The organism is Klebsiella sp. HC6, from assembly GCF_022605325.1.
Classification (GTDB): domain Bacteria; phylum Pseudomonadota; class Gammaproteobacteria; order Enterobacterales; family Enterobacteriaceae; genus Klebsiella; species Klebsiella terrigena.
Map to the genome: position 1 here is coordinate 536,593 of NZ_CP093276.1, position 18,930 is coordinate 555,522.

Consider the following 18,930-nt stretch of genomic DNA (forward strand, 5'->3'; position numbering starts at 1 on the left):
AAGGGTCGAAAGGGCGATTAGCGATCGCGCTGTACGGCGATGTGCGCCAGGCCGATGAGCGCTTCGCGCCACGGCGAGTCGGGTAAAACCTGAAGCGCAACAATCGCCTTATCGGCTTCTTCTTCCGCGCGCTTTTGGGTCCATTCCAGCGAACCGCAGGCGGCCATGGCCTCCAGAACGGCTGCCAGCAGGTGACGTCCGTTACCCTGTTCGATTGCGCCGCGGATCATGGCGGACTGCTCCGGAGTGCCGTGGCGCATCGCATGCAGCAGCGGCAGAGTAGGTTTACCCTCGTTCAGGTCATCGCCCACGTTTTTACCCAAACGGTCGCCGTCGGAGCTGTAGTCCAGCAAATCATCGATCAGCTGGAAAGCGGTGCCCAAATAGCGGCCGTAGTCCTGTAATGCCCGCTCCTGTTCTTCGGTGCAGCCAGCCAGGATCCCGGAACATTGCGCGGCGGCCTCGAACAGTCGGGCCGTTTTGCTGTAAATCACCCGCATGTAGTTTTCTTCGGTGATGTCCGGGTCGTTAACGTTCATGAGCTGCAGGACTTCGCCTTCGGCAATCACGTTAACGGCTTTCGACATGACCTCCAGCACCTTCAGCGAGCCGAGGCTGGTCATCATCTGGAAAGAGCGGGTATAGATAAAATCACCAACCAGCACGCTGGCTGCATTGCCGAAGGCCGCATTGGCCGTGGCTTTGCCACGACGCATATCCGACTCGTCAACGACATCATCATGAAGCAGGGTCGCGGTATGGATAAATTCGATCAGCGCGGCAATGGTGACGTGCGCATTCCCCTGATAACCGACGGCGCGCGCCGCGAGGACCGCAATCATCGGACGAATACGTTTACCGCCTCCGCTGACGATGTAATAGCCTAACTGATTGATAAGCTGAACATCTGAGTCGAGTTGCTCAAGGATTGTCGCATTGACACCCGCCATATCTTGCGCGGTTAACTCATTGATTTTTTCTAAATTCATCGCAAAAGCCGGGCCACATGTCCTGTTACCGCGAATCCAGGTGGGTTCACAGCAGGATTAAGATAGAATTAAAAGAAGATATGATTGTACTGAAAAAATGGCATAGATAAACGTTAGCGTGAAAGTTGTGTTTTTTTTCTGCGTTGAGCGACGATCGCTCTTGTCAAAGGCTCGCCTTTTGCGTAATATTCGCGCCCTATTGTGAATATTTATAGCGCACTCTAAATCACATTAAGAGGTGCGCGGAAGCGGAGTTTTATATGTACGCGGTTTTCCAAAGTGGTGGTAAACAACACCGAGTAAGCGAAGGTCAGACCATTCGCCTGGAAAAGCTGGACATCGCAACTGGCGAAGCTGTTGAGTTCGCTGAAGTGCTGATGGTCGCAAACGGTGAAGAAATCAAGATCGGCGTTCCTTTCGTTGAGGGCGGCGTAATCAAAGCTGAAGTTGTTGCTCACGGTCGTGGCGAGAAAGTTAAAATCGTTAAGTTTCGTCGTCGTAAACACTACCGTAAGCAGCAGGGCCATCGTCAGTGGTTCACTGATGTGAAAATTACTGGCATCAGCGCCTAAGACCTGAGGAGAGATTTAAATGGCACATAAAAAGGCTGGCGGCTCAACTCGTAACGGTCGCGACTCAGAAGCTAAACGCCTGGGCGTTAAGCGTTTCGGTGGCGAAACCGTTCTGGCGGGTAGCATCATCGTTCGTCAGCGTGGTACCAAATTCCACGCTGGTAGCAACGTAGGTTGCGGTCGTGACCACACTCTGTTTGCTAAAGCAGACGGTAAAGTGAAATTTGAAGTTAAAGGCCCGAACAACCGTAAATATATCAGCATCGTTGCTGAGTAAGGTTTTCGAGGTCCGGTAACGGATTAAAGCCCCGCAACGTGTTGCGGGGCTTTTTACATTAGAAGTCCGGAAAATTTTCCGCAGGTAAAACGGGCATGAAGCAGCAGGCCGGCATAGGTATTGTTTTGGCGCTCACCACCGCAATGTGCTGGGGTGCGCTGCCCATCGCAATGAAGCAGGTTCTGGAAGTGATGGAACCGCCAACGGTGGTGTTCTATCGCTTTTTAATGGCGAGTATTGGCCTCGGGGCGATCCTGGCGATTAAAGGCAAGCTGCCGCCGCTGCATCTTTTCCGCAAGCCTCGCTGGCTAATTTTACTGGCTATCGCGACGGGCGGTCTGTTCGGTAACTTCATTCTGTTCAGCTCGTCCTTGCAATATTTAAGCCCGACGGCCTCGCAGGTGATTGGCCAGCTGTCCCCGGTTGGCATGATGGTCGCCAGCGTCTTTATTCTCAAGGAGAAGATGCGCGGGACCCAGGTTATCGGTGCGATAATGCTGCTCTGCGGGCTGGTGATGTTCTTCAACACCAGCCTGATAGAGATTTTTACCCGCCTGACGGATTACACCTGGGGTGTGATTTTTGGCGTGGCTGCAGCGACGGTGTGGGTGAGCTACGGCGTCGCGCAAAAGGTGTTATTGCGTCGTCTGGCGTCACAGCAAATCCTGTTTTTGCTGTACACTTTATGTACGATTGCACTATTGCCGCTGGCAAAGCCGGGTGTGATATCCCAGCTAAGCGACTGGCAGCTGGCGTGCCTGATCTTTTGTGGTTTGAACACGCTGGTAGGTTATGGCGCACTCGCGGAAGCGATGGCGCGTTGGCAGGCAGCGCAGGTGAGCGCATTAATTACGCTAACCCCGCTGTTTACGCTGTTATTTTCAGATTTATTATCAATTGCCTGGCCCGATTTCTTCGTCAAACCGATGTTAAACCTGTTGGGTTATCTCGGTGCGTTTGTCGTGGTTGCGGGCGCGATGTTTTCCGCCATTGGTCATCGTCTTTGGGGACGCTGGCGTAAAAATGAAGCGGTTGTAGTAGTCCCCCGCTCAGGCGAATGATTTACGGAGAGTAAAATGAAGTTTGTTGATGAAGCAACGATCCTGGTCGTAGCAGGTGATGGCGGCAACGGTTGCGTGAGCTTCCGCCGTGAAAAATATATCCCAAGAGGCGGCCCTGACGGCGGCGACGGTGGTGATGGCGGTGACGTTTGGCTGGAAGCGGACGAGAACCTGAACACCCTGATTGACTACCGTTTTGAGAAAGCGTTCCGCGCTGAACGCGGGCAGAACGGGCAAAGCCGTGACTGTACCGGTAAGCGTGGTAAAGACGTCTCGGTGAAGGTGCCCGTAGGGACCCGTGTTATCGATCAGGGAACCGGCGAGACCATGGGCGATATGACCAAGCACGGTCAGCGCCTGATGGTCGCCAAAGGCGGCTGGCATGGCCTGGGTAACACCCGCTTCAAATCGTCCGTCAACCGTACCCCGCGTCAGAAAACGATGGGTACGCCGGGCGACAAGCGCGACCTGCAGCTTGAGCTGATGCTGCTGGCAGACGTTGGGATGCTGGGGATGCCGAACGCCGGTAAATCCACCTTCATTCGCGCCGTTTCTGCAGCGAAGCCGAAAGTTGCCGATTATCCGTTCACCACGCTGGTTCCTAGCCTCGGCGTTGTACGTATGGATAACGAGAAGAGCTTCGTCGTGGCGGATATTCCAGGGCTGATTGAAGGTGCCGCTGAAGGCGCAGGCCTTGGTATTCGCTTCCTCAAGCACCTTGAGCGCTGCCGCGTGCAGCTGCACCTCATCGATATTGAGCCGATCGACGGTTCCGATCCGGTCGAGAATGCGCGCATTATCATCGGCGAGCTGGAGAAATACAGCGAGAACCTGGCGTCGAAACCACGCTGGCTGGTCTTCAACAAGATCGACCTGATGGATAAAGCGCAGGCCGAAGAGAAGGCAAAAGCCATTGCCGAAGCGCTGGGCTGGGATGATAAGTTCTACCTGATTTCTGCGGCGAGCCAGCAGGGCGTGAAGGACCTGTGCTGGGACGTGATGACCTTTATCATCGAAAACCCAATCGTGCATGCGCAGGAAGATAAGCCGGCTGAGAAAGTCGAGTTCATGTGGGATGACTACCACCGCGAGCAGCTTGAAAGCGCTGAGATCGAAGTGGAAGACGACGAAGACTGGGATGACGACTGGGACGAAGACGACGAAGAAGGCGTTGAGTTCATCTACAAGCGTTAATTCTGGTTTGCACCGGTCCCCGCGGCGTCATGCTAAGCGGGGAACATCGCCGGGTAGAACGAAAGGGCCGCATCTGATGCGGCCCTTTTGTATTTAGTTGTTCTGGTACAAATCCTTATACAGCCGGCTTTCGAAGCGCACCAGCGGAATTCGACGGTTGCGCTGATCGGCTGGCGGTACCGCATAGCCTGACAGATACTGCACGAAAGCGATTTTCTGCCCGCTGGCACCGGTGATAAAGCCTGCCAGATTATAGACCCCCTGCAGGGAGCCGGTCTTCGCGGAAACCTTACCATCAACGCCCGCCTGATGCAGACCCGCACGGTACTGCAGCGACCCGTCATGACCGGCGAGCGGCAGCATCGAGATGAAGTTGAGCTCATTATCGTGCTGGGCAATATATTGCAGCACCTGCATCATCGTGGCGGGAGCAATCAGGTTGTGGCGCGACAGACCGGAACCGTCGGCAATAATCGTATTGCCCAGGTCGACGCCAGCCTGCTGACGCAGAATTTGGCGTACCGCATCGGAGCCCGCGCGCCAGGTGCCCGGCACGCCGAGACGCGCGTGACCAATGGTGCGGAATACGGTATCGGCAATCATGTTGTCTGATTTTTTCAGCATGATGCGCAGAAGGTCGTGCAGCGGCGCCGACTGGGTGGTCGCCAGCACGGTACCGGGATCGTTGGCCAGGGTTTGGCGTAGCAGGGTGCCGCTGTAGGTGATGCCGGCCTGGGTCAGTTCAGACTTAAGAATTACGCCGGCATAGCTGGCGCCGTCCTGAATGGCAAAGGCCAGCGGCAGCGGCTCGCTACGCTGCGGCAGACAGCCGGTCAGGGTGTAGCGGTTAAGATCGCCGGGCACCACGTCGAGCTCGCAGTACTGGGCTTCCGCAGAGCCGCGGGCCAGCGTGCGGACCTGGCTGAACATGGTGACCGGGTAATACGAGGCGACGCGAATAAATGCCAGGTCGCCGGGTTTCTGCGCGCTGTACAGCGAGATCGAGAAACAGTTGCGATCGACGATCGCCGCCGCCGGCGGGGCGCTAAAGCACTGCGTCATATCGTTCCACGGCCAGCCCGGCGCTTTGTCATGGCTGGCGAAGACCGAGGTATCGATCAGGACGTTCCCTTCGATCCGCTGGACGCCGGCCTTTTTGAGCGTGGCCACCATATTGCGAATATCCTGACGCCTGAGCGTAGGATCGCCGCCAAACCGGGCAATCAGGTCACCTTTCAGCACGCCGCCGTCGAGACTGCCTTTGGTTTCCAGGGTGGTGGTGAAACGGAAGTCTGGCCCCAGCTGGAGAAGGGCAGCCAGGGCGGTGATCACCTTCTGAGTACTGGCCGGTAGCGCCATTTGCTGGCTGTGAAAGTCTATCTCCGGCGTAGGGGAGCCAACCTTTTGCGCCATAAAGGCGAGGTTAGCACCCGCAGGAAGCTGGTTGATGTACTCGTCAATGTTCGCCGCCTGAGCGCTAAACGCAATGCCGGCAGTCAATCCGATGATAAATCTGGAAAATCGCATAATCTCGCGCTAACAACCTGAAACCGAGCCGTCATACTACGGTGCAACACCCTGTAAAGTAAACGATGACCCATAGTGAACTTCAGGGTAAAATACGTATCAAATTGAAAATTGCTGCTGACCTGGGGAATGTTTCCCGGGTTGGTTTTCTTTTTGCTCCTGTCCTGCTTTTTGCCAGGCAGGTTGCGGAACGGGGATATCCGTTCCATGAAGGAATGATAAAGAGGTATAACAAATGCAAGCTATTCCGATGACCTTACGTGGCGCTGAAAAACTACGCGAAGAGCTGGATTTTCTGAAATCCGTTCGTCGCCCTGAAATCATTGCAGCCATCGCCGACGCCCGTGAACATGGCGATCTCAAAGAGAACGCTGAGTACCATGCGGCCCGCGAACAGCAGGGTTTCTGTGAAGGTCGTATCAAAGATATTGAGGCCAAGCTGTCCAATGCGCAGGTTATCGATATCACCAAAATGCCGAATAACGGCCGCGTGATTTTTGGTTCGACGGTGAGCGTTCTCAACGTTGATACCGACGAAGAGCAGATTTATCGCATCGTCGGCGACGACGAAGCGGATTTTAAGCAGAATCTTATCTCCGTGAACTCGCCGATCGCTCGCGGGCTGATCGGTAAAGAGCAGGATGATGTGGTGACAATCCGCACGCCGGGTGGCGAGGTCGAATACGAAATTATCAAGGTTGAGTACCTTTAATTAGTATTTCCCGCTACGCTGTTGATGGATTGTAAAGAAAGGAAAAAGGCCGCATAGCGGCCTTTTATCAACGTCCAGAGCATGGCATTTTGCTCGTCTACCCGCAGAAATCCCTCGTTTTACACAAAGTTGTGTCGAGATTCAGGATATTCTTAGCGTGGCAGCGAGATTTTACGCTCTTTAGATGGGCGGTACAGTACCAGCGTTTTACCGATGACCTGTACGTTACAGGCGCCGGTTTCGCGTACGATAGCTTCCACGATCAGGGTTTTAGTCTCGCGGTCTTCCGAGGCGATTTTCACCTTGATGAGCTCATGGTGCGCTAGCGCTTGTTCGATCTCGGCCAGTACCCCTTCGGTCAAACCATTATTGCCAAGCATAACTACCGGCTTGAGCGGATGTGCCAGACCTTTCAGGTGCTGTTTTTGTTTAGTACTCAGATTCATCGTATTTTTTTGCTTACGTTGGGATTGAAAACGGTTCATTCTACCGCCATCTCCCATATATCGCCAAACTACAGTGTCGATTTTTACGTCGCAAAGTATGATGAACCCGAAATGGGAATGTTAAATGACAGGTAAAAAGCGTTCTGCCAGTTCCAGCCGCTGGCTTCAGGAACACTTTAGCGATAAATATGTTCTCCAGGCACAGAAAAAGGGGTTACGTTCCCGAGCCTGGTTTAAACTTGATGAAATACAGCAAAGTGACAAAATTTTTAAGCCGGGGATGACGGTTGTTGACCTCGGTGCTGCACCCGGAGGCTGGTCGCAATATGCGGTCACGCAGATCGGAAACAGCGGCCGCATCATCGCTTGCGATCTTTTACCGATGGATCCAATCGTTGGTGTGGACTTCCTTCAGGGCGACTTTCGTGATGAATTAGTCCTGAAAGCGTTACTTGAGCGCGTAGGTGACAGTAAAGTACAAGTTGTCATGTCCGATATGGCGCCAAACATGTGCGGAACACCGGCGGTGGACATCCCCCGGGCCATGTATTTGGTGGAACTGGCGCTTGGAATGGCTCGTGATGTATTAGCGCCAGGTGGTAGTTTTGTAGTTAAGGTGTTCCAGGGCGAAGGCTTCGATGAGTATCTAAGAGAAATTCGCTCCCTGTTTACGAAGGTCAAAGTTCGTAAGCCGGACTCTTCCCGTGCTCGTTCGCGTGAAGTGTACATTGTAGCGACCGGGCGAAAACCATAACCGGTAGATTTCAAACGAAAGTTTGAAAGAAACTGGATATAGAGTATCCTGACGCTGTTTTTAACACAGTTGTAATAAGAGGTTAATCCCTTGAGTGACATGGCGAAAAACCTAATACTCTGGCTGGTCATTGCCGTCGTGCTGATGTCAGTATTCCAGAGCTTTGGGCCCAGCGAGTCTAATGGCCGTAAGGTGGATTATTCAACCTTCCTGCAAGAGGTCAACCAGGACCAGGTTCGCGAAGCGCGTATCAACGGACGTGAGATCAACGTTACCAAGAAAGATAGTAACCGTTACACGACTTACATTCCGGTTAACGATCCGAAGCTGCTCGATAACCTGTTGACGAAAAACGTCAAAGTGGTTGGCGAACCGCCGGAAGAGCCGAGCCTGCTGGCTTCCATCTTCATTTCCTGGTTCCCGATGCTGTTGCTGATCGGCGTCTGGATCTTCTTTATGCGGCAAATGCAGGGCGGCGGCGGAAAGGGCGCGATGTCCTTCGGCAAAAGCAAAGCCCGTATGCTAACGGAAGACCAGATCAAAACCACTTTTGCTGATGTCGCGGGTTGCGATGAAGCGAAAGATGAAGTGGCCGAACTGGTGGAATATCTGCGTGAGCCGAGCCGTTTCCAGAAGCTGGGCGGTAAAATCCCGAAAGGCGTCCTGATGGTCGGCCCTCCGGGTACCGGTAAAACGCTGCTGGCGAAAGCGATCGCCGGTGAAGCGAAAGTGCCGTTCTTCACAATTTCCGGTTCTGACTTCGTAGAAATGTTCGTGGGTGTCGGCGCATCTCGCGTGCGTGACATGTTCGAACAGGCTAAGAAAGCGGCTCCGTGCATTATCTTCATCGATGAAATCGACGCCGTCGGTCGCCAGCGTGGCGCTGGTCTGGGCGGTGGTCACGATGAGCGTGAGCAGACGCTGAACCAGATGCTGGTTGAGATGGATGGTTTCGAAGGTAACGAAGGTATTATCGTTATCGCCGCAACAAACCGTCCGGACGTTCTGGACCCCGCGCTGCTGCGTCCGGGCCGCTTCGACCGTCAGGTTGTTGTTGGTCTGCCGGATGTTCGCGGTCGTGAGCAGATCCTGAAAGTTCACATGCGTCGCGTTCCGCTGTCGCCTGATATCGACGCGGCAATCATCGCGCGCGGTACCCCGGGCTTCTCCGGTGCTGACCTGGCGAACCTGGTGAACGAAGCCGCTCTGTTTGCTGCCCGTGGCAACAAGCGCGTGGTATCGATGGTTGAGTTCGAAAAGGCTAAAGACAAAATCATGATGGGTGCGGAACGCCGCTCCATGGTGATGACGGAAGCGCAGAAAGAGTCGACCGCTTATCACGAAGCAGGCCATGCGATTATTGGTCGCCTGGTGCCGGAACACGATCCGGTGCATAAGGTGACGATTATTCCGCGCGGCCGCGCTCTGGGCGTCACGTTCTTCCTGCCGGAAGGCGATGCAATCAGCGCCAGCCGTCAGAAGCTGGAAAGCCAGATTTCGACCCTGTACGGCGGTCGTCTTGCAGAAGAGATTATCTACGGCGTAGAGCATGTTTCTACCGGCGCGTCGAACGACATTAAAGTCGCGACCAACCTGGCACGCAACATGGTGACTCAGTGGGGCTTCTCCGACAAACTCGGTCCGCTGCTGTATGCGGAAGAAGAGGGTGAAGTATTCCTCGGACGCAGCGTAGCGAAAGCTAAGCATATGTCCGATGAGACCGCGCGCATTATTGACCAGGAAGTGAAATCACTGGTTGAGCGTAACTACAACCGCGCCCGTCAGATCCTTAACGACAATCTGGATATTCTGCACTCGATGAAAGATGCGCTCATGAAGTATGAGACCATCGATGCACCGCAGATTGATGACCTGATGGCACGTCGTGACGTTCGTCCGCCGGCTGGTTGGGAAGATCCTGGCGCCAACAATTCTGGCAATAACGGCACCCCGAGTGCGCCGCGTCCGGTCGACGAACCGCGTACGCCAAACCCGGGTAACACGATGTCAGAGCAGCTAGGCGACAAATAAGTTAGCCGCTGTTGATGTGGTTGTGCATATCTAAACCCTGGGGCGTCCGCTCTGGGGTTTTTCTTTTTATCTATCTCTCCTGATTCAGGGATCTCGCGATGAAACTTGTAGCCCAGGGCTCAACCCTCGATCTCACCCACCCGCACGTGATGGGTATCCTTAACGTTACGCCAGACTCCTTCTCCGACGGCGGGGCGCACAATTCGCTGGTAGACGCAGTGAAGCACGCCAATCTGATGATTAATGCCGGCGCGACTATCATTGATATCGGCGGCGAATCGACGCGTCCTGGGGCGCTGGATGTTAGCGTTGAGGAAGAGCTGGCGCGCGTGATCCCGGTTGTGGAAGCCATTGCTCAGCGCTTTGAGGTGTGGATTTCGGTCGATACGTCGAAGCCTGAAGTGATCCGTGAAGCCGCACAGGTAGGGGCGCATATCATCAACGATATCCGTTCGCTAACGGAGCCAGGCGCGCTGGAAGCGGCGGCAGAAACCGGTCTGCCGGTGTGCCTGATGCATATGCAAGGGCAGCCGAAAACCATGCAGGCTGCGCCGAAGTACGAAGACGTCTTCGCCGATGTGACCCGCTTTTTCACAGAGCATATTGTGCGCTGCGAGCGGGCTGGGATCGCAAAAGATAAATTGTTGCTCGACCCAGGATTCGGTTTCGGTAAAAATCTTTCCCATAATTATGAGCTGCTTGCTCGACTCGGTGAGTTCCATCATTTTGGTCTCCCGCTGTTGGTAGGCATGTCGCGTAAGTCGATGGTCGGCCAGTTACTGAACGTTGGGCCGACGGAGCGCCTCAGCGGTAGCCTGGCTTGCGCAGTAATTGCGGCGATGCAGGGCGCGCAGATAGTTCGCGTCCATGACGTCAAAGAAACGGTAGAAGCGCTGCGCGTGGTGGAAGCCACACTGGCCACAAAGGAAAATAAACGTTATGAGTAACCGTAAGTATTTTGGCACCGATGGTATCCGTGGCCGCGTTGGCGATGCGCCAATTACGCCGGAATTTGTGCTTAAACTGGGCTGGGCTGCAGGAAAAGTTCTCGCGCGTCACGGTTCGCGTAAAATCATTATCGGTAAAGATACCCGCATCTCCGGCTATATGCTGGAGTCGGCCCTCGAAGCGGGCCTGGCGGCAGCCGGTCTCTCCGCCTCATTCACTGGCCCAATGCCTACGCCGGCGGTGGCTTATCTGACCCGCGCTTTCCGCGCGGAGGCCGGGATCGTCATTTCAGCGTCGCATAACCCTTTCTACGACAACGGGATCAAGTTCTTCTCTATTGAGGGAACCAAGCTGCCGGATAACGTCGAAGAGGCTATTGAAGCCGAGATGGAGAAAGAGCTGACCTGCGTCGATTCCGCTGAACTAGGCAAAGCCAGCCGGATTGTTGATGCGGCCGGGCGCTACATCGAGTTCTGCAAAGGCACTTTCCCGAATGAGCTGAGCCTGAACGAGCTGAAGGTGGTTGTCGACTGCGCCCACGGCGCGACCTACCACATTGCGCCTAACGTCTTCCGCGAGCTCGGGGCACAGGTTATTGCCATGGGCTGTGAGCCCAACGGCCTTAATATCAACGAAGAGGTCGGAGCCACCGACGTGCGGGCCCTACAGGCTCGGGTGCTGGCGGAAAAGGCCGATTTGGGCATTGCCTACGACGGCGATGGTGACCGCGTCATTATGGTCGACCATGAAGGCAATAAGGTCGATGGCGACCAGATTCTCTACATCATTGCCCGCGAAGGCCTGCGTCAGGGTCAGCTGCGCGGCGGCGCCGTGGGCACGCTAATGAGTAATATGGGGCTGGAGCTGGCGCTCAAACAGCTGGGCATCCCGTTTGCTCGCGCAAAAGTGGGCGACCGCTATGTGCTGGAGAAAATGCAGGAGAAAGGCTGGCGCATTGGCGCCGAAAACTCCGGCCACGTTATCCTGCTGGATAAGACGACCACCGGAGACGGCATTGTTGCAAGCCTGCAGGTCGTTGCCGCGATGGTACGTAACCATATGAGCCTGCACGATCTGTGCAGCGGCATGAAGATGTTCCCGCAGATACTGGTCAACGTGCGCTTTACCGATAACAACAGCAACCCGCTCGAGCATGAGAGCGTAAAAGCGGTCGCCGCTGAGGTTGAGGCCGCATTAGGTAAACGTGGCCGGGTGCTGTTACGTAAATCCGGCACCGAGCCGCTGATTCGCGTGATGGTTGAAGGCGAGCACGAAGAGCAGGTGCACGAATTCGCTCACCGCATCGCTGATGCGGTTAAAAACGCATAGCTTGTGGCGCTAAGTGATTAAAAAGGCGGCGCTTGCCGCTTTTTTAATTGCCAGTAAACGGTTTTTTGCTGTTTTTTTCTGCAGTTGATACAATGCGTCGAAATTGCCCTTGCGAAGGTCATTCGCTTTGGTTAGTATTCACACCCGCTTCAGTGGGAAACGTTAATGCGTCCCGCTTTATTGGTCGAAGCAATTGGTATGCGGCGAATCCGCAAGGAACAGGTTGATTATGCAAGAAGCTCTTTTAGTTGTTTTCCTTATTGTGGCGATTGGCCTTGTTGGTCTGATCATGCTGCAGCAAGGTAAAGGCGCTGATATGGGAGCCTCGTTCGGAGCAGGCGCTTCCGGCACGTTGTTCGGTTCCAGCGGTTCTGGTAACTTCATGACCCGCATGACCGGTATCCTGGCTGCGTTGTTCTTCATCATTAGTTTGGTGCTGGGCAATATCAACAGCAACAAGACCAGTAAAGGAAGTGAGTGGGATAATCTGAGCGCGCCGAAATCCGAGCAGACTCAGCCAGCAGCGCCGGCGCAGCCGAGCAGCGATATCCCGCACTGATAAGTAGTATCTGTACCGAGGTGGTGGAATTGGTAGACACGCTACCTTGAGGTGGTAGTGCCCTAACGGGCTTGTGGGTTCGAGTCCCATCCTCGGTACCAATATTCCAAAAAAAAGACGCTGAAAAGCGTCTTTTTTTTGCCTTAAATCGACGGCTGTTTATTTATAAATAACTCTCCGCTGGCCTTGATCCCATCCAGGTCGCTAAAGTCGCGCTCATCTATTTATCAGAGGTGAGTAACGCAATGAAGCATTTCAGGCTGTTTATCCTTGCCGGCGTGCTGTGCTTGTCCGGATGTAGTACGACACCAGCGGCGGATCCGGTAGCGACTATTAATGCGCTGGCGGTACCGGTAATGCATAGCGACGTTCAGCCCACGGGACAAAACACTCAGTCAATTACCCGCTGCTTTCAGGATAACTCGGTGCTGATTGGCAGCCTTAGCCGGTCATTAAAAGACAACTATCTGCAGGATGTGGAGAGAAAGGATATCTTCGATAAGGATAGCGATGCCTATCACGTCTACAGCGCGCTCACCAGGCTCGAACAGATGTCGGCGATGAATGAGGTCTACCGCAAAGAAAATAATATTGCCGGGCTAGAAGAGATTAATAAGGTACTGAAGGCCGTTCCCCTGGCGACGTAAGTGAGGGATTGCCGTCCGGCAATCCCTGCTGATAACGATCAGAAGCGGAAGTTGAAGCCGGCGTAGGCGCCGTCGGCCAGCGTATTATCACGATGGCTGTCTTTGCCCGCCATATCCATATAGCGATAACCCGCTTCGATACTCAGCGACTTAATGACGTTTATTCGCACACCCGCGTTCGCTTCAACGTAGTCGTCTACGCCGCTGGACATGGAGTCCGGAGAGTAATAGGCCTCCCCGAAGAGAGTGAAGAAATCGCCGAGCGGTAATTGTGCCCCGCCGCCAAGCGCGATGGCGTACCCCTCATCGCTGTCCTGTGGATTCAGGTAGAGCGCTTTGCCCCCCATGGTCAGCAGAAACGGGCCGAGGTCAAAGTTATAGCCCATACCTAACCCTGCGATATCCCCATCGTTATTGCTATGCGCCCAGCTGCCGTTGAAGGTCATGCCCGGATCGTCTGCGTTAAAGCTGGCGGAAAGATGAGTAAACTCTTCCCCCGCCTCGCCGTGGAGGTTAACCGATGCACTAGCGGCGCCGCTGGCGCAGAGCGCCGCGACGAGCAGAACTGATTTTGACGTGAACATGCTCATTGTAAATTCCTTCAGGTAAAAAAATACCCGACACGAGCGTTCGGGCAAATAAGTAGCGTGTTTGGGTTCTAATCGCCGTTGGCCGCAGAGCTAAACGGCAGCCGTTATCGCGCCACGCAGAGCGACACGCTTGGCGTGAGTGCTGATGTGGGCAGCGGAGTCGGGTGAACAGCAGGGTTGGGTGCTGACGCGTTTGACCTCAGAGAATGCAGAGGCAAAAGCAGCCGGCACAGCGCGGGTATTTAATGCGAACGCTGGCGGAAGAGCTGTCTTCATTTCTGGGCCTGTTGTTTGGTTTTTAACGCACATTTTTCAGTGCGATAAATACAGACGCCCAGAATAAAATTATTTATCGCTTGCCGTTATCATTTGTTTGTTTAAATTTAAATTGCATCCAGCGCCCTGGCAGCCGGTTCAGCAATACATCAGCGATAAGCACAGGCACGGTTGCTTAGAATTTCTCAGGTAGCGTGTTCACGCTTTGCAAATAACCACCGCGGGCAAATTCAATATATCCGCCTTTTTTTAACGCTGACAGCACGTTCAGAATACTGCTGCGCGAAAGAAGGGTTCGGTCCTGAATATATTCCAGAATAGATACGCGTAGCCGCGTTTCATCAGGCATAAGAAGCATCTCCATCAGATGATTGCGGATGACCGAGTAGGTTCGCTGCTGCAGGACCAAATCGTCCCGATAAACCAGGTACGAGGTATGGTATGCGAGCAGGCTGGTGACCTCTTCCCACAGGCTGTGCTCCCGGAACAGCTGGATGGCGCGATCGCTATCGATACGTAAAACATCGGAAGGGATCTCCGCCCGTAGCCCGTGGCTCCGGCTAGGCTGGAGCATTTCCGCGACGCCAAAGAGATGCGGTTCATAGACGGTAACGATGAGTAATTTATCAGATGAACGGATAACTGACAGCTCGCCCTTTTTAAAAAGATAGAGCTGAGTTTTGCCTTTATAGTCGCTGGTCAGTCTTTTTCTCGCAATCACATTCATTGGCGTGGCGTAAGGTTCAAGCGTCTCCAGCAGGCGATCGATATCCCGCTGTGGTCTGACCGGGGGGTTTATATTCATTGGGGCCTCACATCGGAAAGGGCAAATCTATGCGGAAGATTATAGACAATAATTATTAGATACCGCGACCGGTAAAATTATGAGCCGCAGGTTTTAGGGGGCGCAATTCTGACGAAAGAAAAAAGCCGACGGATTAGCGTCGGCTGAAAGAGTAGATGAAAATAGATTATTTGTCTCTATTTTCCAAATTCTCAACCTGCGGCAGACCGGTGGTTGAAGACGCGGTGAGCAGGCCGGATTGTGCGTAACCGAACAGCTTATCGCGGGTATCGGTGATATCCAGATTACGCATGGTCAACTGGCCAATACGGTCTTCTGCGGAGAACATTGAATCTCCTTTCTCCATTGTCAGACGCTCTGCTTTATAGGTCAGATTGTCGGAGACGGTGTTCAGAATGGAGTAATCATTACCGCGACGCAGCTCCAGCGTCACCTCACCGGTAATCGCGCTCGCCACCCAACGCTGCAGCGCATCACGCAGCATCAGCGCCTGAGAGTCAAACCAGCGTCCCTGATACAGCAGGCGACCCAGCTGGCGCCCGTGGGCGTGGTACTGCTCAATGGTATCTTCGTTATGGATGCCGGTCAGCAGACGCTCATAGGCAATGTGCAGCAGCGCCATGCCCGGTGCTTCATAGATGCCGCGGCTTTTTGCTTCGATGATACGGTTTTCAATCTGGTCGCTCATGCCAAGCCCGTGGCGACCGCCGATGCGGTTTGCTTCCAGCATCAGCTCCACGTCATCGCTGAAGGTTTGGCCGTTGAGCGCGACCGGATGGCCCTGCTCAAAGCGAATGGTCACTTCTTCTGCCGGGATCTTCACGCTCTCATCCCAGAACTTAACCCCCATGATCGGGGTGACGATTTTGACGCTGGAGTTCAGGAATTCCAGGTCCTTCGCTTCGTGGGTTGCGCCCAGCATGTTGGAGTCAGTGGAGTAGGCTTTCTCAACGGACATTTTGTAGTCAAAACCGCAGGCAATCATAAACTCGGACATTTCCTGACGTCCACCAAGCTCATCGATAAAGTCGCTATCCAGCCACGGTTTGTAAATTTTCAGCTCAGCGTTGGTCAGCAGGCCGTAACGATAGAAGCGCTCAATATCGTTGCCTTTATAAGTACTGCCGTCACCCCAGATGTTAACGCCATCTTCTTTCATCGCGGCAACCAGCATGGTGCCGGTAACGGCACGACCGAGCGGGGTGGTGTTAAAATAGGTCAGGCCGCCGGTGGTGTTATGGAATGCGCCGCACTGGATAGCGGCAATGCCTTCGGCAACCAGCTGTTTACGGCAGTCGATCAGACGAGCGCCCTCGGCACCGTACTCTTTGGCGCGGCGAGGAATAGCATCGTAATCCTCTTCGTCCGGCTGGCCCAGGTTAGCGGTATAGGCGTAAGGTACCGCGCCTTTTTTACGCATCCACAGCAGGGCGGCGCTGGTATCCAGTCCACCAGAGAAAGCGATACCAATACGTTGACCAATCGGGAGATGCTTAAGAATCGTCGTCATAAAATAAAACCCTGCTAGATAGACTGTTGTGAGTTCGGTTTACCAGGTCCAGAACCTGTCCCATTTGACTATTCCGTTTGCCATTGAGGTTCAGGGTCATGCTTGAAAACCTTTATGTATAACCATACACGCCGGTCTTCTCGCGCTGTCCATGCCAAGGTGGCGTAAAAATCACGTCAAATGGGATATGTCCCTATTGCATGTTTATGCACTAATAGTGAGTTTTCATTTAATCATCTTTTATGGATGACAGGAAGTGATTCATTGTTTTTTTGCTAAAAAAGGGCGAAATGCCAGCATAAACGGTAACCGGGCAATGTGAAAAACATGTTGACAAAATATAGGGTTTATCAATACACTTTACCACGATTTTATGTCCCGTCCTCGGTACCAAATCCCAGCAGTATTTGCGTCTTTTACTCAATAAGAGTAAAATATGCCACGTTTCAGGCGCGGGGTGGAGCAGCCTGGTAGCTCGTCGGGCTCATAACCCGAAGGTCGTCGGTTCAAATCCGGCCCCCGCAACCACTTTCCCTTTGAGTACTTTTTCAAATATACTGTGAGGACCTGGTCCTTCGTAGCCGAATTTGAAAGAATTCTCCTGGAAGTGTTCCAGATCGCAGTTGCGATCGCAGGGTTCAGTTATCTAAAACCCCGATTTATCGGGGTTTTTTGTTATCTGACTTCAGAATAACTGGGCTATACGCCCTTTTTTTATGTCTTGGGGGTGGGTTTGTCCACATTAGAGCAAAAATTAACAGAGATGCTCACTGCGCCGGTTGAAGCGCTTGGCTTTGAGCTGGTCGGCATCGAATTCGTTCGTGGTCGCACTTCCACACTGCGCATCTATATTGATAGTGACAATGGCATCAATGTTGATGATTGTGCTGATGTAAGCCACCAGGTCAGTGCTGTCATGGACGTCGAAGATCCGATCACCGTTGCTTATAACCTGGAAGTGTCTTCACCTGGTCTCGATCGCCCGATGTTTACCGCCGAACACTATGCGCGTTTTTCCGGTGAAGAAGTTGCGCTGGTACTGCGTATGGCGGTGCAAAATCGCCGCAAATGGCAGGGCGTTATCAAAGCGGTAGACGGTGAAATGATCACGGTAACCGTCGAAGGCAAAGATGAAGTGTTCGCGCTGAGTAACATCCAGAAGGCGAACCTGGTTCCCCACTTTTAACAGTCTGGATTGAGGTGAAAGGCCCCGATGAACAAAGAAATTTTGGCTGTTGTTGAAGCCGTTTCCAACGAAAAATCGCTGCCGCGCGAAAAGATTTTCGAAGCGCTGGAAAGTGCTCTGGCAACGGCAACAAAGAAAAAATACGAGCAAGAGATCGACGTGCGTGTGAGCATCGATCGTCGTAGCGGTGATTTTGACACCTTCCGTCGCTGGCTGGTCGTTGAAGAAGTTACCCAGCCGACTCGCGAAATTACGCTTGAAGCGGCGCGTTACGAAGACGAAAGCATGAATCCTGGTGACTTTGTCGAAGACCAGATTGAATCCGTCACCTTCGACCGTATCACCACGCAAACGGCAAAACAGGTTATTGTACAGAAAGTACGTGAAGCCGAACGCGCAATGGTTGTCGATCAGTTCCGCGAGCACGAAGGTGAAATCATCACCGGCGTGGTGAAAAAAGTGAACCGCGATAACATCACTCTGGATCTGGGCAGCAATGCTGAAGCCGTGATCCTGCGTGAAGATATGCTGCCGCGTGAAAACTTCCGTCCAGGCGACCGTATTCGCGGCGTTCTGTACGCGGTACGTCCGGAAGCGCGCGGCGCTCAGCTGTTCGTTACCCGTTCTAAGCCGGAAATGCTGATCGAACTGTTCCGCATTGAGGTGCCGGAAATCGGTGAAGAAGTTCTCGAGATTAAAGCTGCCGCTCGCGATCCGGGTTCTCGTGCGAAAATCGCGGTGAAAACCAACGATAAGCGTATCGATCCGGTTGGCGCCTGTGTCGGCATGCGCGGTGCGCGCGTTCAGGCGGTTTCTACCGAACTGGGCGGCGAGCGTATCGATATCGTCCTGTGGGATGATAACCCGGCGCAGTTCGTGATTAACGCGATGGCTCCGGCTGACGTGGCGTCTATCGTGGTGGATGAAGACAAGCACACCATGGATATCGCCGTTGAAGCGGGCAATCTGGCGCAGGCGATCGGCCGTAACGGTCAGAACGTGCGTCTGGCATCGCAGCTGAGCGGCTGGGAACTCAACGTAATGACCGTTGATGACCTGCAGGCTAAGCACCAGGCTGAAGCCCATGCGGCGATCGATACTTTTACTAAGTATCTTGATATTGATGAAGATTTCGCCACGATGCTGGTTGAAGAAGGTTTCGCCACTCTGGAAGAACTGGCCTATGTGCCGGTGAAAGAACTGCTGGAAATCGACGGTCTGGATGAAGCCACCGTTGAAGCACTTCGTGAGCGTGCGAAAAATGCGCTGACCACGTTGGCGCTGGCTCAGGAAGAAAGCCTGGGAGACACCAAACCTGCCGATGATTTACTGAATCTGGAAGGTCTGGAACGTCTGATGGCTTTCAAACTGGCTGCCCGTGGCGTTTGTACGCTGGAAGATCTCGCCGAGCAGGGCATTGATGATCTGGCTGATATCGAAGGCTTGACCGACGAAAAAGCCGGAGAGCTCATCATGGCCGCCCGTAATATTTGTTGGTTCGGCGACGAAGCGTAATA

General features: G+C 53.7%; 19 protein-coding genes and 2 tRNA genes. 15 read left to right on the forward strand and 6 right to left on the reverse strand.

The genetic code is table 11. The annotated features are described in order from the left end of the window. Positions 1–17 precede the first annotated feature (17 nt). The gene (gene ispB / locus MMW58_RS02585) at positions 18–989 is read right to left on the reverse strand and encodes an octaprenyl diphosphate synthase (protein WP_133600834.1); all 972 of its coding nucleotides are present in this window, start codon (positions 987–989) and stop codon (positions 18–20) included. Positions 990–1,249: 260 nt separating this feature from the next. Between ispB and rplU the strand changes: the two genes are divergently transcribed. The 4 genes from rplU (at position 1,250) to cgtA (ending at position 4,093) form a co-directional block, all read left to right on the forward strand. Beyond that, a complete protein-coding gene (rplU, locus tag MMW58_RS02590) occupies positions 1,250–1,561 on the forward strand; it encodes a 50S ribosomal protein L21 (protein ID WP_041147407.1) in 312 nt (103 codons plus the stop codon). Between the two features lie 19 nt (positions 1,562–1,580). Then, a complete protein-coding gene (gene rpmA / locus MMW58_RS02595) occupies positions 1,581–1,838 on the forward strand; it encodes a 50S ribosomal protein L27 (protein WP_041147406.1) in 258 nt (85 codons plus the stop codon). Positions 1,839–1,933: 95 nt separating this feature from the next. After that, on the forward strand, positions 1,934–2,899 hold the full coding sequence (locus tag MMW58_RS02600) for a DMT family transporter (RefSeq protein WP_133600835.1): 966 nt from the start codon (positions 1,934–1,936) through the stop codon (positions 2,897–2,899). A gap of 15 nt (positions 2,900–2,914) precedes the next feature. Next, entirely contained in the window at positions 2,915–4,093 is a 1,179-nt protein-coding gene (gene cgtA, locus MMW58_RS02605) for an Obg family GTPase CgtA (RefSeq protein ID WP_241722705.1), read from the forward strand. Positions 4,094–4,186: 93 nt separating this feature from the next. Here cgtA and dacB read toward each other — a convergent pair whose 3' ends face one another. Further along, on the reverse strand, positions 4,187–5,620 hold the full coding sequence (gene dacB / locus MMW58_RS02610) for a serine-type D-Ala-D-Ala carboxypeptidase (RefSeq protein WP_095099903.1): 1,434 nt from the start codon (positions 5,618–5,620) through the stop codon (positions 4,187–4,189). A gap of 235 nt (positions 5,621–5,855) precedes the next feature. Between dacB and greA the strand changes: the two genes are divergently transcribed. Beyond that, on the forward strand, positions 5,856–6,332 hold the full coding sequence (gene greA / locus MMW58_RS02615; RefSeq protein ID WP_133600836.1) for a transcription elongation factor GreA: 477 nt from the start codon (positions 5,856–5,858) through the stop codon (positions 6,330–6,332). Between the two features lie 152 nt (positions 6,333–6,484). Here greA and yhbY read toward each other — a convergent pair whose 3' ends face one another. Next, a complete protein-coding gene (yhbY, locus tag MMW58_RS02620; RefSeq protein ID WP_041147757.1) occupies positions 6,485–6,778 on the reverse strand; it encodes a ribosome assembly RNA-binding protein YhbY in 294 nt (97 codons plus the stop codon). 124 nt (positions 6,779–6,902) lie between these two features. Here yhbY and rlmE point away from each other — a divergent pair, with 124 nt between their 5' ends. The 7 genes from rlmE to MMW58_RS02655 all read left to right on the forward strand — a co-directional run bounded on the left by rlmE (position 6,903) and on the right by MMW58_RS02655 (position 13,046). Next, positions 6,903–7,532 (forward strand): 23S rRNA (uridine(2552)-2'-O)-methyltransferase RlmE, encoded by a 630-nt coding sequence (gene rlmE, locus MMW58_RS02625; protein ID WP_041147401.1) that lies wholly within the window; start codon positions 6,903–6,905, stop codon positions 7,530–7,532. Between the two features lie 99 nt (positions 7,533–7,631). Continuing rightward, positions 7,632–9,563, forward strand: a complete 1,932-nt coding sequence (ftsH, locus tag MMW58_RS02630; RefSeq protein ID WP_133600837.1) for an ATP-dependent zinc metalloprotease FtsH — start codon at positions 7,632–7,634, stop codon at positions 9,561–9,563. A 98-nt stretch (positions 9,564–9,661) separates the two neighbouring features. Continuing rightward, entirely contained in the window at positions 9,662–10,510 is an 849-nt protein-coding gene (gene folP / locus MMW58_RS02635; RefSeq protein ID WP_241722706.1) for a dihydropteroate synthase, read from the forward strand. After that, the gene (gene glmM / locus MMW58_RS02640; protein WP_133600839.1) at positions 10,503–11,840 is read left to right on the forward strand and encodes a phosphoglucosamine mutase; all 1,338 of its coding nucleotides are present in this window, start codon (positions 10,503–10,505) and stop codon (positions 11,838–11,840) included. The genes folP and glmM overlap by 8 nt, the downstream gene beginning before the upstream one ends. Positions 11,841–12,069: 229 nt before the next feature. Continuing rightward, positions 12,070–12,399 (forward strand): preprotein translocase subunit SecG, encoded by a 330-nt coding sequence (secG, locus tag MMW58_RS02645; RefSeq protein ID WP_041147397.1) that lies wholly within the window; start codon positions 12,070–12,072, stop codon positions 12,397–12,399. Positions 12,400–12,413: 14 nt separating this feature from the next. Continuing rightward, positions 12,414–12,500: transfer RNA gene (locus MMW58_RS02650), tRNA-Leu, on the forward strand. 144 nt (positions 12,501–12,644) lie between these two features. Then, positions 12,645–13,046: a hypothetical protein gene (locus MMW58_RS02655; RefSeq protein WP_166646226.1), complete on the forward strand. Its 402-nt coding sequence runs from the start codon at positions 12,645–12,647 to the stop codon at positions 13,044–13,046. Positions 13,047–13,084: 38 nt separating this feature from the next. On the opposite strand, the gene MMW58_RS02660 is transcribed toward MMW58_RS02655, so the two are convergent. The 3 genes from MMW58_RS02660 to argG all read right to left on the reverse strand — a co-directional run bounded on the left by MMW58_RS02660 (position 13,085) and on the right by argG (position 16,227). Further along, on the reverse strand, positions 13,085–13,636 hold the full coding sequence (locus MMW58_RS02660) for a YfaZ family outer membrane protein (RefSeq protein WP_241722707.1): 552 nt from the start codon (positions 13,634–13,636) through the stop codon (positions 13,085–13,087). Positions 13,637–14,087: 451 nt separating this feature from the next. Then, complete coding sequence (locus MMW58_RS02665; protein WP_241722708.1) at positions 14,088–14,717, reverse strand: winged helix-turn-helix transcriptional regulator; 630 nt, start codon at positions 14,715–14,717, stop codon at positions 14,088–14,090. 166 nt (positions 14,718–14,883) lie between these two features. Continuing rightward, the gene (gene argG / locus MMW58_RS02670; protein WP_076946560.1) at positions 14,884–16,227 is read right to left on the reverse strand and encodes an argininosuccinate synthase; all 1,344 of its coding nucleotides are present in this window, start codon (positions 16,225–16,227) and stop codon (positions 14,884–14,886) included. A gap of 451 nt (positions 16,228–16,678) precedes the next feature. Here argG and MMW58_RS02675 point away from each other — a divergent pair. The 3 genes from MMW58_RS02675 (at position 16,679) to nusA (ending at position 18,928) form a co-directional block, all read left to right on the forward strand. Beyond that, a tRNA-Met gene (locus tag MMW58_RS02675) sits at positions 16,679–16,755 on the forward strand. Between the two features lie 205 nt (positions 16,756–16,960). Beyond that, entirely contained in the window at positions 16,961–17,413 is a 453-nt protein-coding gene (rimP, locus tag MMW58_RS02680) for a ribosome maturation factor RimP (protein ID WP_072051836.1), read from the forward strand. A 27-nt stretch (positions 17,414–17,440) separates the two neighbouring features. After that, positions 17,441–18,928, forward strand: coding sequence for a transcription termination factor NusA (gene nusA, locus MMW58_RS02685; protein WP_045856615.1), 1,488 nt, complete (start codon positions 17,441–17,443; stop codon positions 18,926–18,928). Positions 18,929–18,930 lie beyond the last annotated feature (2 nt).